At 40.8% G+C, this 17464-nt stretch carries 8 protein-coding genes; all 8 read right to left on the bottom strand.

The window, feature by feature from the left end; genetic code table 11:
- Positions 1-41: 41 nt before the first annotated feature.
- On the bottom strand, positions 42-2708 hold the full coding sequence (locus NQ546_RS04430) for a glycoside hydrolase family 3 C-terminal domain-containing protein (RefSeq protein ID WP_004292253.1): 2667 nt from the start codon (positions 2706-2708) through the stop codon (positions 42-44).
- A gap of 331 nt (positions 2709-3039) precedes the next feature.
- Positions 3040-4428, bottom strand: a complete 1389-nt coding sequence (locus tag NQ546_RS04425) for a hypothetical protein (protein WP_004292252.1) — start codon at positions 4426-4428, stop codon at positions 3040-3042.
- A 41-nt stretch (positions 4429-4469) separates the two neighbouring features.
- The gene (locus NQ546_RS04420; protein WP_004292251.1) at positions 4470-6758 is read right to left on the bottom strand and encodes a glycoside hydrolase family 3 N-terminal domain-containing protein; all 2289 of its coding nucleotides are present in this window, start codon (positions 6756-6758) and stop codon (positions 4470-4472) included.
- Positions 6758-9406: a family 78 glycoside hydrolase catalytic domain gene (locus NQ546_RS04415; protein ID WP_004292250.1), complete on the bottom strand. Its 2649-nt coding sequence runs from the start codon at positions 9404-9406 to the stop codon at positions 6758-6760. The genes NQ546_RS04420 and NQ546_RS04415 overlap by 1 nt, the downstream gene beginning before the upstream one ends.
- Before the next feature lie 19 nt (positions 9407-9425).
- The gene (locus NQ546_RS04410) at positions 9426-11204 is read right to left on the bottom strand and encodes an endo-1,4-beta-xylanase (RefSeq protein WP_004292249.1); all 1779 of its coding nucleotides are present in this window, start codon (positions 11202-11204) and stop codon (positions 9426-9428) included.
- A 21-nt stretch (positions 11205-11225) separates the two neighbouring features.
- Positions 11226-13304: a beta-galactosidase trimerization domain-containing protein gene (locus tag NQ546_RS04405; protein WP_004292248.1), complete on the bottom strand. Its 2079-nt coding sequence runs from the start codon at positions 13302-13304 to the stop codon at positions 11226-11228.
- A 12-nt stretch (positions 13305-13316) separates the two neighbouring features.
- A complete protein-coding gene (locus NQ546_RS04400) occupies positions 13317-14879 on the bottom strand; it encodes a sulfatase family protein (RefSeq protein WP_115615961.1) in 1563 nt (520 codons plus the stop codon).
- Positions 14866-17463: a beta-mannosidase gene (locus NQ546_RS04395; protein WP_004292246.1), complete on the bottom strand. Its 2598-nt coding sequence runs from the start codon at positions 17461-17463 to the stop codon at positions 14866-14868. The genes NQ546_RS04400 and NQ546_RS04395 overlap by 14 nt, the downstream gene beginning before the upstream one ends.
- Between the last annotated feature and the right edge of the window lies 1 nt (position 17464).

Genomic DNA, 17464 nt, shown 5'->3' with positions numbered 1-17464 from the left:
CAACCTAACCATTAGAAACCACCATTACGGTGTATCCGCTCTTATTGTACAGCAGGTGTAACTTCCAAATCTAACGATCTTAAGTCCATATCTCGCGAGGAATTACCATACAATATTTGATATTTACCAGGAAAAACTTTCAGACCATCTACATCCGCGTTATAATAAGCAAAAGATTCAGGTTCGAGTGTGATTCTCACTTTTTCACTTTTACCCGCTTTTATCTCTTGACGCACATAACCTTTGAGTGATTTGATAGGCGCATCAGGATTAGTCAGACTTTTTACATAGACCTGCACAACTTCAGCACCATCCATTTTGCCGACATTGGTTAATGGAATAGTGATTTCCACTTTCTCCCCAGCTTTGATTGAACTGGAAGAGAGTAATGCCTCGCCAAATTCAAAGTCTGTATAACTCAATCCATAACCAAAGGCATATTGGGGTTCACCCTTAAAATAGCGATAAGTGCGGTTTTCCATGCTGTAATCGGTAAATTCAGGTAACTGTTCTGTTGATTTGTAGAATGTCACAGGGAGCTTTCCGGAAGGGTTATAATCACCAAACAGCACATCAGCCACAGCCGTTCCTCCTTCTTGCCCCGGATACCAGGCTTGCAAAAGCGCATCGTATGCATAATCAATGTCAGCCAATGCTATGGCACTACCGGAACAGTTTACATAGATTACTGGTTTACCGGTCTCGTGCATCGCTTTCAAGAAACGCTTTTGTACATCAGGCAATTCAATTTTCGCACGTTCATGTCCTTCACCTTCTTGTGTGGGGGTGATACCACCTACATATATAATGGCCTCAACATCTTTAATTTTCTCTTTCAGCTCCTCAAATACCGCCAGTTTTCGTTCATACATATCAACAGAAAGGTGTGAGACACTCCCTTCTTTACCAGATTTATAATCAAGAGCAATCTGATAAGTTTCGCCTTCTTTTACTTGAAGCGTATAAATGGAACCACGTCTGCCCTTCATCGACTCTGTGAACTCTCGGCGTTGCGCTTCTGTAAGATTCATCCCAGGAGTATATTTAAACGACAATTCCTTGGGAACATATTCACCTATCTTTTTATTATTCACCTTTAACACATAATTATCTCCCCGAACAGAGAAACAAAGTGTACCGGTGAAATCAGGAACATATGTTCCTGAATATTTGGCGCTGAAATCCGAAGCGGGCACATCTTTCCCAAATCCATATCCTCCTTCTGTACGGAAATTTATCACTTCTGCATGGCTTGTGTTGATGATTTCTCCTGAAAAGTCGGGTTTGGCATAATATTGGGCCAAAAAGCCTTTTTGACCATCATGATTTACCAGATGCATTTGAGGTATTTGCAAATAATCTGAATCAATCTCACTCCCGCGTTCAGAGATGATACGAGTATTGGGCAACTTATTTTTGAGACCTTGCAGAATGGTGATACAATGGGTCGGCGAACCGCTGTAATTGCCACGCATCATAATGGAATCATTGATATTGGGACCAACTATGGCAATGGATTTGATGTTTTTATCCAATGGCAGTATGTTACCTTCATTTTTCAATAGAACCTGTGATTCGTGAGCCATTTTCAAAGCATGATCCCGATGCTCTTGACAGTCAATCACACTGCCCGGTATCGTAGAGTAAGGCACATACTTGGCCGGATCCAGCAATCCTAGACGAAAGCGTTCAGTCAAGATACGACGCAAAGATACGTCTAAATCTTGTTCCTTGATAATACCTTTCTCTACGGCTTCTATCAATGCATTGTAGCTTCGCCCACATTCCAAGTCTGTACCAGTCAATACGGCATCCGCACTGGCTGCTGCTGCATCCGGATGTGTTTCATGACGGCCTTTCACATAAAAGTCATTGATGGCGTCGCAGTCACTTACTACCATTCCATCAAACCCCCAGCGATTACGTAGGATGTCTACCAACAAACGATTGCTGGCGCAACATGGTTCACCTTCATAAGCGCTGTATGCACACATCACTTCACGTACATTGCCTTTGACTACCAATGTTTCGAAAGCGGGAAGATAAGTTTCCCACAAGTCGCGCATCGAAACCACAGCATTGAACTCGTGACGTAATGGCTCTGGCCCACTATGCACACCGTAATGTTTGGCGCAAGCATGTGTCTTATAATAATGTTCATCATCGCCTTGCATTCCCAGCACGACGTTTAAGCCCATTCTTGACATCAGAAAAGGGTCCTCTCCATAAGTTTCTTGCCCGCGTCCCCAACGAGGATCTCGAAATATATTGATATTGGGAGCCCAAAAAGTAAGATTAGGAATCGCTGAAACGTATGGCCCTATATCTCCATCAAGTGGTAAGGTGTTATAACGTGCACGTGCTTCGTCAGACACCATTGTATAGGTAGTCAGTTGTGAAGAATCGTCAAAAGTTGCGGCTAATGCAATGGATTGAGGAAATACTGTAACCCCACCCGCTATCAGACCATGGCAAGCTTCTCCCCACCAGTTATAAGCAGGGATGCCTAACCGCTCGATAGCCAATGAACGATTAATCATCATGCTGACTTTCTCTTGAAGAGTAAGCAATGACATCAAATTGTCAACTCGTTCTTCTACTTTTAGTTTAGGGTTTTGAAACGGATACTGATACTTCTCTGCTTCTGAGCATGCTGTCCATAAAAAGAGTGCCATCACACTGCACAGCAAGATGTTTTTCTTTGTCATGTTACTTTTGTGTTTTTAAATTAAGTGAAAACAAATAGGTTATTGTAAGCAAATGAAAATAAAAAGTATGACATTACAAAGCAATAGGCGAAAAAGTTAGGGTAATATTATATTGATTAAACATTTTTCGCATCATGCTACATATAAGAGGCTCATTAGTAGATGAGAAATCAAATCATTTCTTACTGATTCCCAAAGAATAGTATAGTAAAAGCTTCTTACTCTGTTTTTTATTAATGCAAAAAACAGGAGAGAAACTACTTCAATTTTTATTTCTCTCCTGCTAAATTTTAGTAATGGCCAAAGTAAGTAAATATTTATCTTTAGTTCATTAATCTTGGTGTGTTTGTCCGCTACATTTTATCAATACGCCACCACCTGCAGGTAACCAATAGGCACGTTCTTTAGCCATGTCGAGTTGTTCTTTTGAACCTCCTAACATAGAAGTAGACTTTAGTTTGATATTATTGATTTCTTCGAAATATGGTTTCTGTTCACCAGTATTCACAACAAACAGCCGCTCATCATTAATAGCGGTGTTCACAATGAAGCGTGCGGAACGTTCCAAACTCAGGTTTACTATCATAATATAGCGGTTTCCCTTTTTACTGAGGAACTCACCTACCATTAAAGGTTCATCACATTTTATGCTTTTTACATGCTCACCGGGAAGCTGTGGAACATTTTTACCCGCAAAATCATTGGTAAAATAGACACCTGTTGATTTTAAAGTTTTCATGATAGGGCCTAGAATGGAAAGTTGACGGTTAACTTCACGTAAATAATGCCAGGTTTGGGTTTTGCGGCCTTCACCATCGATAGGAGTATAGCCATAACCACCTTTCCAATAAGTAAACCAGCGAACGCCACCTGCACCGGCAGCTAGTGAAGTATAAGCTTGCAGTAACAAATTAGCCATAGTAGGAATCACAGTATAATGGCGTATTTGGTTACCCGACACTACATTCCACCATGGAATTCCATATCTCAAGGAAACTTCACGTACATCCAGAATATTTGAGTAATATTGAGCTGTGCGTTTAGGGTCGGTTTGATCCATGGAGAATTGAACCATATAGTTGTCATATGATATCATGTCTGGTTTGATTACTGTAGCTGCCTGTTCTAGATATTCTTTGTAAGTGCGAGTACCAAGCTGCGATTTTACTTGATCAAGTGTCCACAAAGTAGCATAGTTGGGATAAAGATTGATAGTAGCCATTTTTCCGGGAGCATATTTGCGCACAGCTTCTACGGCTTTTGCTAACTTAGGAAATGCCAAAGATGAAGGTTCGTCACAGATGTGATAGCCAACAATTGCATCACTTTTGCCACCATCTTCAATCATTTTCTTTACATAAGCATCAATATCTTCATCACTCATTGCCATCCAGTCTTTACCTGTCAAGTGGCGACCTTCAGCTGATACTACAGTATTCAATCCTAATTTCTTGCAAAGTTTAAAGTTTTGTTTGGTCCCATCTGAAGCGTCCGACATATTAAAATAACAGTCTGCCATACCTTGCAAACCCTTATTCTGATCGGAAAACTTGTTTTCATGGAAATCGCGGCCAATCACGAATCGATTTACATCAAAAGGTTTATCTACAATGTTCAAAATACCATCTTCATCTACAATAGGGGAATTAGTCGTTTGGGCTTGAGAGATAGATAAAGAGGATGCTATAAGTAACGTACTAAAAAAAATAGAGGTCTTCATAATAATTAATTTAGTTTTCTGTTAATAATTTTATTAGACTGTTATTTCACAGTAATGATTTCAGTCAGACGAATATCATCGGATGCCGCACCTACTTGTAATTCAAAGTCTCCGGGCTCTACCACTTCTTTCATATCAGTGTTCCACAAGGCCAGTTCTTTTATAGGTAGATTGAATTTAACAGTTCGAGTTTCACCTGCAGGAATAAACACTTTTTCAAAGCGCCGTAATTCCTTTACAGGAGTTACTACAGAACTAACTATATCATTCACATAAAGTTGAACCACTTCTTTTCCGTCACGTTTTCCTGTATTGGCTACTTCCACAGTGATTTCACAAGTATCATCATCAGTGAATTCTTTATTGGATATTTGCATTGACTTATATTTAAAAGTTGTGTAACTTAGGCCATGCCCAAATGCCCATACTGGATCGGGACTGGAGAATACGTAGTCGCGTCCTGGCTTTTCAAGAGTACCATGATCGTGATAGAATCCCTTATCAGAAGGATAATAATTATAGAATACAGGCAGATGCCCAGTACTTTGTGGAAATGATACATTCAGACGGCCACTAGGATTAACCTCTCCAAACAGTATTTCAGCAATAGCTCTACCTTCTTGTTCGCCTCCATACCACTGTACTATTACAGCTTCACAGTTATCTTTTACCCAAGGTATGGCAAAAGGCTTACCTGCTACAAGTACCACTATGGTGGGCTTACCAGTAGCTTTCACTGCTCGGATGAGGGCTTCTTGACAGCCAGGAAGGCTGATATCAGAAAGATCAAAACTCTCACCACTTACAGAATTGGGCCAGGGGCGTCCGGGAGAACCGCTCATTGCGCCAACAAAGAGCAGAGCCACATCGCTATTGCGGGCTGCAGTTACAGCCTGACTAAATCCACTACGGTCTTGCGTGTGGATTTCACAGCCTTTAGCATAATTAATCTTTACCTTGCCTTGGGTGACGGCTTCGATGCCTTGCAGAGGAGTGATGCCATATTCATTACTATTGGTCCACATATAGTCACCAAACTGTACTTGGGCGGCATTGGGACCGATTACAGCGACCGAACGAAGTTTATTTGCATCGAGTGGAAGTAAACTATTCTCGTTCTTTACTAAGATAGCTGATTCGCGAGCAGCTACCAAAGCCAGTTCGACAGCCTCAGGAGTATGTACCGTTTGGGAAAGATTGGCACGTTTTGTATAATCCTTATCGAAAAGCCCCATAGCAAATTTTGCAGTTAGTACGCGCGATACACATTTGTCAATTTCTTTTTCGGGTAGTACTCCACTACGTACTAGGCTGTCCAACGTTTCATAGCAATCACCATCCACTTCTACATCCACACCAGCAATCACTGCTTGACAAGCAGCATCGGCTTTATCTTTTGCTGTATGGTGAAGACTACGAAGCATTTCTACAGAACCCCAATCGGAAGAAATATATCCCTTAAAGCCCATTTCACCACGAAGAATATCGTCAAGAATCCAATGAGAAGCTGCAACAGGAACTGATTCGTATGAATTATAAGAGTTCATCACGCTATAGGGCATGGCCTCACGCATAACATCTTGGAAAGGCTTGAGATACAGTGAGCGGAGATCACGTTCACAACCAGTTACAGAAGCCAAGTTTAAACCACCGGTGGGGGAACCATGAGCTAAAAAATGTTTTAGGGTAGTCATTACACCCTCTTTATTGAAAGCTGATACATAGGCGACTCCCATACGTCCGACTAAATAGGGATCTTCCCCATAAGTTTCTTCTACCCGCCCCCAACGCAGCTCACGAGCAAGGTCGAGTACTGGTGAGAGAACTTGGTCTACCCCTGTGGCTTTCGCTTCTTGCGCAATGACAGTTGCTACACGATGAGTAATGTCGGGATTAAATGTACTGGAAAGTGCAATGGATTGTGGAAAAATAGTGGCGCCGTCATGGATTAGTCCATGCAATGATTCGGCTTCACCTAATACGGGGATGCCCAGACGATTGTGTTCAGCCATATATTTATTAATCGCAAACATACTCTCCTGCATCTGTTCCACGCTTAGTCTTGAACCGAATACAGAGGCATAACTCATACCTTTGAGTACAGAGTCCATTTTTACTGTATCTACTTTTCCGTCTACGGAGAAGTCTTTGAACTTTAGATCTTGCATTTGAGCTATTTTCTCTTCCAGTGTCATACGTTTCAACAAATCTGCGACACGTACTTCTACAGGATTGTCAGGGTTCTTATATGCGGGTATGCCGTCACCACAAGACTGTATTGAAACTGCCAAGCATATAAGGGCGGTAACGCCTAATGTTTTTGTTTTCATTATAGATTAATTGTTAATTGGTTTTTGCCCGTTTTCAGAGCCACGGACTTATCTCTTAGCTGTAATTCAGCTTCGGTATTAGCTGGTATAATGATGTTAAGTTCAATCTGATTGCCTTCTCGTTTCCATTCGCTACGAATAAGTCCACGAACGGAACGGTATTCTCCTTTGGCCCATGATATGCCATTTATAAATTGCGGACGGATGATGATACCTGCAAACCCAGGTTTCTTAGGATTAGGGTTGATGCCTGCCAAACTATTCATCATCCAGGCAGATATATCACCTAAGAACGCGTGATTGAGCGATGCGTCTTTAAAGTCTTTATCTAAAACCCAGGTTTCGGGTAGTGTGGTAAGGCCACGATGTATCCAATTGGCCCAAGAAGGAGCTTCAGGGCGAATTATCATTTTATAAGCATCATCAGCATAGCCATATTTAACTAACATGGCAGGTACAAACTTACTCCCCAGCATTCCGAAGTCTAATTGATGACCATTATCGCGGATCATACGTACCAAATTATCAGCTACGGCTTGCGCATGCTCTTCGGGGACTAATCCTAGCGCCAGCCCCACCGATTGAGCTGCTTGTGTACCATTAGCGTACATTTTTTTTTCAGCATCGAACCATTCGTTGTTAATGAGCTCTTTCAGATTATCAGCTTTGGCACGATACTTAGTACCATCATGCCCTGTAAGATCAGCAAATTTAGCCATTAATACGTTATCCAGCCAATAGAAAGCAGTGGAAGTGAAGTGTGTATCGGTTTTTGCCTTGTAGAATACCCAGTCTCCAATGCCATAAGTCAGCTTACCATCTTTTTCACGAGCTTCAAGGTACTGTAAGTAGCGTACACAAGTGTCCCACATTTTTTCTATGGCACGAGTGTCACCGTAATATTTATACAGATTGTTTGGGATGATAAAAAGAGCGGCATCCCATACTGGCCCTATCCAATCGGCATACCCCCAACCTGAACTTGGTATAATGCCAGAAAGATCACCACGCTCACGTTGATTGTCAATGAAATCGTTCATCCATTTTTCATATACAGTAATGCCGTCATAAAAAAGTAAGCCATAGTCCATACCGACGTAACCATCGGCCGTCCATCCATTCTTTTCACGTTGTGGACAATCCGTAGGAATACTGAACAGATTTCCTAAATATGAATTACAACTGGCTTCCACCAGTTTATTTAATATTTCATTAGAACAAGCAAAATTTCCCACAGGCTCTACATCGGTATGCATACATAGCCCGGTAAGACTCTCTTGAGTTAATGTCAACGGACGGGTACTGGCAACCTCTACATAGCGGAAACCATGATAGGTAAATCTAGGTTCATAGGTTTCCATACCATTACCACTCAAAAAATAAGTGTCGGTTTGTATACGTTCAAAAGGATCGACATGTTGAGGCAAACCATTTTTTTCACGTTTAAAGTAGATTTCAATATTACCTTGATTTAAAGTGCCATCATCATGTATCAGTTCACCATGTGCTAATGTGACACACGTACCGGTTGGGCCTTGCACTTGGAGACGGCATACCCCAGTCATGTTCTCACCCATATCATATATATAGGTATAGTCATCAATCTTTCTCATACTGACAGGCTTTACTTCGCGTACTACACGAATAGGAGGCATTTGCTGGGAAGTAAGTATCTTAGCAGGGGCTTCCACCTCTATAGCAGGCATCCACTTCTTGTCGTCAAAACCGGGTATCGTCCATCCCTTATGTACCAAACGGGCATCGTATACCTCGCCACTATACAGATTATTAAAAGAACAGGCACCACTGTTTGTTTTCCATGTACGGTCAGTAGGAATGGTTTGTACAGTACCATCATTGTAAGTAATGCGTAGTTCTGCTATCATACGAGGACGCATGCGCCATCGAGCTTTTTCAAATTCCCATACAGATAGAGATTGTATATTGAGCCAACCATTGCCCAATTCGGCTGCCAATACGTTTTCGCCATGCTGCAGCATAGAGGTCACGTCATAAGTGGAATAAAGCACACGTTTATCGAAGTGCGTATACCCCGGTTCCAGTTTGCGGTCACTCACATGAGCACCATTAATAAAGAATTCATAGTAACCTACACCTGACACATAGAGACGAGCATTTTTTATATTCTTTTCTTCTAGGCTGATACTCTTACGAAGTAAAGGAGCCTTACGGAATTCTTTATCGAATGTATCACTAATCCATTTGGCATCGTGCCAATCGGTTATGGAAAGTTTAGCCGTTTCAAAACTAGCAATTTCAGACGTTAGTTTACGGCTGTTACTCCACACTTCCACCTGCCAATAATAGCGGGTGTGTGCTTGCAAAGCCGGACCTTGATAAACCATGCGAGGGATATCAGTATTAACTCGCCTAGATTTCCATACATCAGCTTTACCGCGCTTTAACAGTTGGGGACTGGTGGCCACTTTTAGTCGGCAAGCAGTTTGTTTACCATTATGGCCAGCTGAGATTTCCCAAGTGAAACGAGGAGTTGCCACATCAATTCCAAGCGGATTCTTCAGATATTCACATCGTATACGGTCTATATTAGTAGCGGTAGCCATACCTGTTAAAGGTATGACTGCTACTAATAAAAAAAGTAATGCTGATTTACACAGTATTTTCATATTCTCTGTAATTTATATTTTACTCTGTTACAGGAAATTTCTGCATTAACACTTCAAGTACGCCGTCGAATGCAGGTTTACGATCGCGATTATGGTCGTATAAATTACATTCATCCCATTGACGGTACGAGTTATAACCATCCCCAAGTCCCCAAAAGAGCATTCCATCGGCACCGGCATCAATGGCAGTCTGCATAAATTTCACATAAGCTCGTTTCTGGCAATCCAATTCAGCGGCAGTAAAAGCGGGATCTGTTTGCTTTTTAGCTTTAGAGATGGAAACTTCATTAATAATAATTTTAAAACCGTTATCTTTAAACCATTTTATATGATTTGTCAGTTGTGCCCAACCTGCCATCGTTTCAGGATTATTAAATCCGGCTGCTGCTTGAATCTGGTGAAGCTGTACTCCAACAGTCGTACACAATCCTTTTTCTTTCAAATGTAGGGCCAGTTTTCGGAATTCAACAGCATTTTTGTCTGTTTGCATGGACATCAAAAAGTTACGTTCACTTAATATAAGCTCTGCATTAGGAGCATATTTTTTAGCGTATTCAAAAGCTTTTGTAATATAAATAGGGACAGCTTTACCTCCAGATAATGAGTTTTCTGTACCTAAAGCGCTCCATTTACAAGTCTCGTAGACTCCTTTGTTCAAAGATTCATTCACCACTGTCCACATATCTACCTTGTCACCACCCATTTTTTCAATTACGGTCTTTATTCTGTTCTCTAGAGCAGTTTCTAATTCTTCAGTAGACCAAGTTTTATTAAGAAACCAGTCAGGATAGTAAGTTTGAGGGCCTGCTAGTAAAAAATGTCCAATTGTCTTGATGCCACGCTTTTGACACCAATCTACATATTGGCGTTGTGCATCTAAGTTCATATCTTCTAGGGCACTCCAGCTATTCCAGGCTATTGGGTAGCAAGGTATTTGTACAACATTATATTCTCTTTCTATAATTTTCTCAGCTTTATCGTTTAAATTACCGGGAGTTCCTATAGGAACTTCAACAGTGCCACCAATTAACAGATTACCACAATTTCCCTTCAAGGACATGTCGGCCTCTTGTGTTGTGAATGAAAGTTCTTCACTACTATATACAATTCCCTTTACATTTTCGCCAAAGGTGCGTACATAATACGTAGTACCAGAGAGAAGTGAAGAAATGGTTAGTTCAAAGTTTCCTATTTTGGCAGGAGATAATTCATACATCTTATCTTCAACAGTGGGTTGAGTATGTTCTGAGATTACAAATCCGGCACGTTTGAGCGTCCCTCCACCATTACTAATAATAGTGGACGCTAGATTTGCATTCACTTTACCAGGTTCACCTATTAACTCTGGATTACCTACTTCTACATAATCCATCATATCAGGCGATTCAGGTTTTGTTTCAAATTCAAGTTGCTCACTGTAAACTAAACCGCGTGCATTACGTGCGAAACTACGAACGTAATATTTAGTTTCAGGAAGCAAACCTTTAATATTGTATTCATAGTCTCCTGGTTCGGACATATCAATTTTCACTTTAGTTTGTTGCTCCACTGAAGGATTAGGGGTAGTGGCCCAACAAATTCCCGAAGAATTGGGTTCTGCTCCCCCCCAATCAATTAATTCAGCTGTTACAGTAGCTGCTTTGTGTGTAATAGAAGTCTCTGTCACTACAACAGCACCTAATTTAGGGGTTGTTTTGCCACCACTCACTATTTCTTTATCATCATCACTGCATGATAGAATGGAAATACTGCCTAATAATAAAGCAGACAAGCCTAACAAAAAGGTCTTAGTTTTCATAATATAATAATTTATTGGTTATTACTTTTGATAAGTTATTTTAATTAGTTGTGTTTTTCCAAATGGTACATTCACATCTATATCAATGCCATTAGACTTGCATATATAATCTATAGGACAACTAGTTTCTACATCAATAACCTTAGCAACTTTACCAGGTAACTGGCGCAGAAATATTTGGCTATTATCAGTTCGCGTTTCGTGATTAATGACGAACAGGTAGGCTGTTTCACTTGACGAACGCAATCCCGCTTCTATTTCTGGATTGGAGGAATATATATGAGATATAATTCCATTTTCAGCAAAGGCGTTATGCACTTGAGTATAAAGAGCATTGAGTGTAGTCTCATCATCCGTTTTGCAAGCTTGGAAATAAGTATCCTGCATACAGAATCCAAAGAGTATGACATTACCTTTTCCGACTTTGTTGGTCAGTATCATGGGGATACCATTTTTTGAATATCCATTTATGGTCGCTTCGGTTGCCTTGCAAGTACGAGGTGATACTATTTGCATCGCATTCCAAGTATCAAACAGATAGTTTGTATCGGTCACACCATTTACGGGTGGGAATGAGTATTTGGCAGGCAGGTTCACAAAAGGTACCCACTGACCTTCACGTTTTACCCGTTGAATAGAGACATTATCAACGCCGAACAAACGATTCATAATAGAAGAAGTTTTTTGGTTTTCGTTCAGCTGAGGTACACAGTCAGCTATCACAGTACCGCCATTTTTTACAAAACGGACAATATGTTCAGCCACCTTTTCCGGTAGTAATGTTACATCGCACAATACCAAAGCTTGATAACCGTTTAAGGTATCATCAGTAATTTGGTTTTCATGTAAAATATCAAGTTCACCAAAAGAACGCAGGAACAGTTCATAAGACAGGCCTACATTATAGTATTCCTCCTGAGTAAGCAGATATTGAGTACGGGGAAAAAGGAAGCAGGCATTGGCTTTCACTTTAGGAGCATCGGTAATGGCTGCACCTTCTTTTTGAATGATACGCATTCCTCTGCCATATTCATCCCAATGGTTTTGGTCTACAGGTAAGTTATGTCCCATGTAGTCAGAGGGAGAAATAATATAATCTGCTCCTCCTGCAATGGCCGTATAGAGTACTTCACGTTCTGACCAAAATTGTTCAGCGCGTTCTTTTCCACGAAAACGTACAAACCAAGCTTTATTATAAGTACCTACCCAAAATCCCATTTTTTTACCATAAGTGGTAGTCATGTTTCGAAGTTGTGCCATAGTATAATGCAACTGACTCATACGAGGTTTACGATATACACCGGTTTCCCCATAACGGTAATCAAAAGTCAGATAAGGATAGATATCGTAAACAAAAAGATCAGCATAGTCACCGCCCCAGTAGAATACGTCATCCATAGCCATTTGGCTATTTGAGTTTACTCCGCCTCCATATACGTTATGACTATCATGAGTGATGGCAATCTTTACACGGGGATCAAACTCATGTACGATTTTGGCAGTTTTCATCCAGCCGTCCCGAAAAATAAGTGATTGAAAATTCAAGAAGTCCAGTTGTATACGAGGATTTTTACAGGCTTCTTCAAAACTTTTTGGCATAGCATAACCATATTGACGCTTGAACTCGGCACGAGTCGCTGCCGAATAATCTAAAAAGGGCTTGCGATGAAATGGTTCGTCTATATAGGGAAATACATAGTCAGGATGTGCTATTTGGGACAATTGTGCCAAACCATTCTTTACATTTCCGCGTACCACTTCTTCGTACTTCGGATCGTATACGCTTACTTTTGGCACTTCATCACGGATAAAGTTCTCATGCCCATGTGTCATAAAGTCTATTTTGAAACCTTCCATTTGGAAACGCTTCACTATATCATTGCTCTTTGGACTTTTACAGTCACGTATCCATAGATTACTTACGCCATGTGCACGCAAATCATCGAGTGTAGAGGGAATAAATTCCTTATCTTCGGCAATTTCGAAATATTGCAGACTGAAAGGGAAAGGACGATACGCCTTACATTTCTGCTGAGCTTGTATAGAAAGCGATAACAGTAGAAACAGACAAAGTATGGTATAAATCGAATATTTCTTCATATGAATTTAGTTTTAGTAATTACCCTCATTACGATGGTCGTTATGGGGGCGTACAGTTCGTTTCAGAGGAATGAACATTCCATTGGTCGTTTCTAACCAGTCATAAAGATCAGCATCGAGTTGTTTAATTATATCCTGATATTCGGGATCTGCTATTCGGTTCTGTAACTCACTAGGATCTTCGTTTAAATCATAAAATTCATTGGTGTCCCATATGCCATGATAACGGATATATTTATAATTATCGGTACGTACGCCATGCATGGTAGGAGTTTGCGGATATTCATGCTCCCAGTAATATTCATAGAATATACGATTACGCCAAGGTATCTCCTTACCTTGTAGCAAAGGGATATATGATTCACCTACCATTTGTGCGGGTTTATCTAATCCTGCGCACGATAATATGGTGGGGGCGATATCTACATTTTGCACCATGGATTTTAAAACCTGTCCTGCAGGGAATAATCCTGGAGCACGTATCAACATCGGTACACGTACCGATGCTTCATAAAATTGGCGTTTATCTATCAAACCATGTTCCCCCCAACAGAAGCCATTGTCGCCCATATAGATAACAACAGTATTTTCATCTAGTCCCATTTCCTGCAGGCTGTCTATTACACGACCGATACTTTCGTCTACAGCACGTAAAGTTTCACAATACTTACGTACTTCCTCTTCCCAATTGCGACGGCCATTGTAGCAAAAATCTACACCATGCCAGCTTTCGCGCTGCATTTTGACCCAATCAGGCTTCATCTGTTCGCCATAATAGTCGACACCCGAAAGTGGTTTACCGGTCTGAACAGACTTGTTAGGAGTAGGTGTAATGCCATAGTGAGGATTTTCAAACGAAGTAGGCAAAGGAACTTTTTTATTGGCATAGCAACCTTCATAACGTTTAGGTGCTTGGAAAGGGTCGTGAACTCCTTTATGCGACAAGTACACAAAGAAAGGCTTATCAGCTTTCTTTTGTTCACGAATGAAATCTATGGCGTGATCAGTAAGCAAATCTCCCAAATAAGTACTGTCTTTAAACTCTTTCCATTTGCCATTGATATTGATTTCGGGATTCCAATATACACCTTGTCCGCGTATACCTTCCCAATGGGTGAACCCTGGTTGTGGTTCACCTGTATCATTGCCCATGTGCCACTTACCAAAGAAAGCAGTTTCATACCCAGCAGCTTGTAAATATTCGGGAAAGAAAGTCAGCCCATCGGGTAAAGGAGCATTATTATCCACTACTTTATGTGTATGTGAATAAAGGCCGGTAAGGATAGAAGCGCGGCTGGGTGAAGAGAGAGAAGTAGTAACAAACGCATTTTGGATGTACGCTCCCTCACGTGCCATTCTGTCCATACAGGGAGTTTCAAGCCAAGGTATCGTTCCTAAAAAACCCATATAATCATAACGATGATCATCGGATAGTATGAATACCACATTACGCGGTTTCACTCCATCCAAATGATTTAGCTTCAACTCTTTGTTAGTAGAGGTTGTACAACTTCCTAATAAAGTACTACCTGCTGCAACAAGCGATATTCTATATATTACATTATTTGTAAGCATCTCTAAGTGTTTTTATACATAGTTGTTTTTCGAACTCCTGAGGAGACAGACTGGTTTCAACCTCAAGTGTCACAGGATGACCGGGAAATAGATCAAAGAAATTTTTATTAAAGAAATAATCTTGACCTTTGAGCTCCATAAATACCCCACGTGCAAAAGTATTAGTACGCAGCGTTACGCGGAAACCATACTCTTTGGGCTCTATAACCGGATCTATGACGGCTTCTTGATAGTTCATTTCTTTTTGTTTTACCAAGAAACAATTGTTGGTATAATGTTTCTTTTCATTTTGTACCACAAAATCAGCATATACCACTACATCACCAGGAGCATAATTACCAATTAGTTCCTTTACCGCTTGATCGGTCACCTTCAAACTTTCATCTGCTTTGAGTCGGACATTACGAGTAACGTTATTTACACGCTTGCCTTTCATATCGTAGATAATTATTTCAAGTTTGCCTTTTACCGGTTGTTGACGATCACTTATAACCCATACTTCCAAACGACCATTGCGTTCTACAGGCGATACTAAGATGTCATCAAAAGCATTTTTTACAAAGTAATGCAGTGCTTTCCAACGACCATAGTAGTCACGACTGCTCCACGAGGCTACCGGCCAACAATCATTAATTTGCCAGTATAAAGTACCCATACAATAGGGCTTGTCACGACGATGAGCTTCCATGGCTATTTTTACAGCATCAGCCTGAAGTATTTGAGTCATATAGAGCAGGTTTTCAAAACCTTTTGGTTCTTGATATTCATTAAGCAGATGTTTATATATTCGTTCGTTGGCATTCTTCCCACCACGCTGATGCCACATCATGGCATCGGACAAAAGATCTTGGTCTTCCTGTTCGGGAGCATAACGTTTTACAGTCTGTATTTCAGGGAATGACTGGAAGCCATATTCACTGAAGAATCTCGAATGTTCATCCCGATAGGCACTGATGGGAAAAGCGCCGGTCCACACCCCCCAAAAGTGGCGGTCTCCAATGTTCTTTTCCTGTGCTACCTCTTTGCTTGCGAAAGGAGACGAAGGAGTATAAGGTACATTTAGCGCATATTCATCTACCACTTTGTCGAGTACATCAAAATATTGGTCGCAATATTGCTTCCAGATTTTTTCAGCATAAGCTTTATTTTGACGTTCATAATTCTCTTTCCAGCCCCAACTGAACCATGCCGTTTGATTCTCATTATTACCGCACCATACGGCCAATGAAGGATGATTGCGCATACGTTTTACGTTATCAATTGCTTCAAGGCGAATATTCTCGAGCATTTCACCTTCAGCGGGATAGAGGCTACAAGCAAACATGAAATCTTGCCAAATAAGTAGTCCGTTACGGTCACAAAGGTCGTAGAACTCATCGTTTTCGTAGATTCCACCACCCCACACGCGTAGCATATTCATATGTACAGCTACTGCGTCGTCAATGGTCTTTTTATAATCAGCTATTGTAACCCGAGGTAGAAAATTATCAGAAGGGATGTAGTTGGCTCCCTTGGCAAATACCCGTACACCATTGAGACGGAAATAAAAACTTTGTCCCTCTTTGTCATTTTCACGAACTAATTCAATAGTACGAATACCAGTAGTTTGTTTACGACTATCTACTAACTTATTGTTAATAGACAATTCTACACGAAAATCGTAGAGTTCGGGCTCACCTAAACCGTTACACCACCATAGGCGTGGATTGTTAAGCTTAAAATTTACTTTGATATGATTTATCCCTTGCTTTAAGTCACAAATAGTACTGCCTACAAACATTTTGGTATTTTCATCAAATATTGAGACATTTGCTTCATCCGCAGATTTTTCACTATTTATTTCTACCTCACAAACAACTTGGGCTGTACGTTTACCGAGTTGCTGGGTTTGAAAAGCTAAATCTTCGATGCACGCATCATTCCAACTTTCCAATACTACGGAACGCCATATTCCTGATGTTACCAGACGAGGTCCCCAGTCCCAACCATAATGATAGCCTGCCTTGCGGGCAAAGATGCTAACCTGTTTGCCAAACAGACCGCCATTTTGTGATTGATCATTACCGGCCTCATAATGGTAGGGTAACGCTTCCCATTTAGGTATATCTATTTTTATGGGTGAATGGAAATAAATTTGAAGCACATTGCCCCTCTCTTTGAGTTTCTGGGATACATCTACCGGCCAACGACGGAACATATTATCTGCCGAAAGTATTTTCTCTCCATTCAGCTCAACATCAGCATAGGTATCAAGTCCGTTAAATACAAGACGATAGTTCTTATATCCCAACATTTTAGCGGGAATATCAAAAGTAGTTTCGTATACCCAATCTTCTTTGTCTACCCATTGGACAGAACGTTCATTCAGACGAAAAAAAGGATCTTCTATCAAACCATGATCCAATAGGTCAGTGTGGACTACACCTGGTACAGTAGCTGTACGCCATTGCTGTAAACGAGCTTGACGAAAGCGCCAACCTTTGTTTAATTCACTTTGTACCATTCCGGTAGGTGTGGCTGTAACCACACCTACTAAAACGGTCGTGATAAATATGACTACTGCTATACGTAATTTATTAAACATA

Origin of the sequence: Bacteroides eggerthii, from assembly GCF_025146565.1 — a bacterium.
In the GTDB taxonomy this organism is placed as follows: Bacteria; Bacteroidota; Bacteroidia; order Bacteroidales; family Bacteroidaceae; genus Bacteroides; species Bacteroides eggerthii.
This window is presented reverse-complemented; position numbering and strand designations above follow the sequence as displayed.

Excerpts from the sequence above, each read along its gene's own strand:
- NQ546_RS04430 (WP_004292253.1), bottom strand. The coding sequence starts at position 2,708 with ATGACAAAGAAAAACATCTTGCTGTGCAGTGTGATGGCACTCTTTTTA.
- NQ546_RS04425 (WP_004292252.1), bottom strand. The coding sequence starts at position 4,428 with ATGAAGACCTCTATTTTTTTTAGTACGTTACTTATAGCATCCTCTTTA.
- NQ546_RS04420 (WP_004292251.1), bottom strand. The coding sequence starts at position 6,758 with ATGAAAACAAAAACATTAGGCGTTACCGCCCTTATATGCTTGGCAGTT.
- NQ546_RS04415 (WP_004292250.1), bottom strand. The coding sequence starts at position 9,406 with ATGAAAATACTGTGTAAATCAGCATTACTTTTTTTATTAGTAGCAGTC.
- NQ546_RS04410 (WP_004292249.1), bottom strand. The coding sequence starts at position 11,204 with ATGAAAACTAAGACCTTTTTGTTAGGCTTGTCTGCTTTATTATTAGGC.
- NQ546_RS04405 (WP_004292248.1), bottom strand. The coding sequence starts at position 13,304 with ATGAAGAAATATTCGATTTATACCATACTTTGTCTGTTTCTACTGTTA.
- NQ546_RS04400 (WP_115615961.1), bottom strand. The coding sequence starts at position 14,879 with ATGCTTACAAATAATGTAATATATAGAATATCGCTTGTTGCAGCAGGT.
- NQ546_RS04395 (WP_004292246.1), bottom strand. The coding sequence starts at position 17,463 with ATGTTTAATAAATTACGTATAGCAGTAGTCATATTTATCACGACCGTT.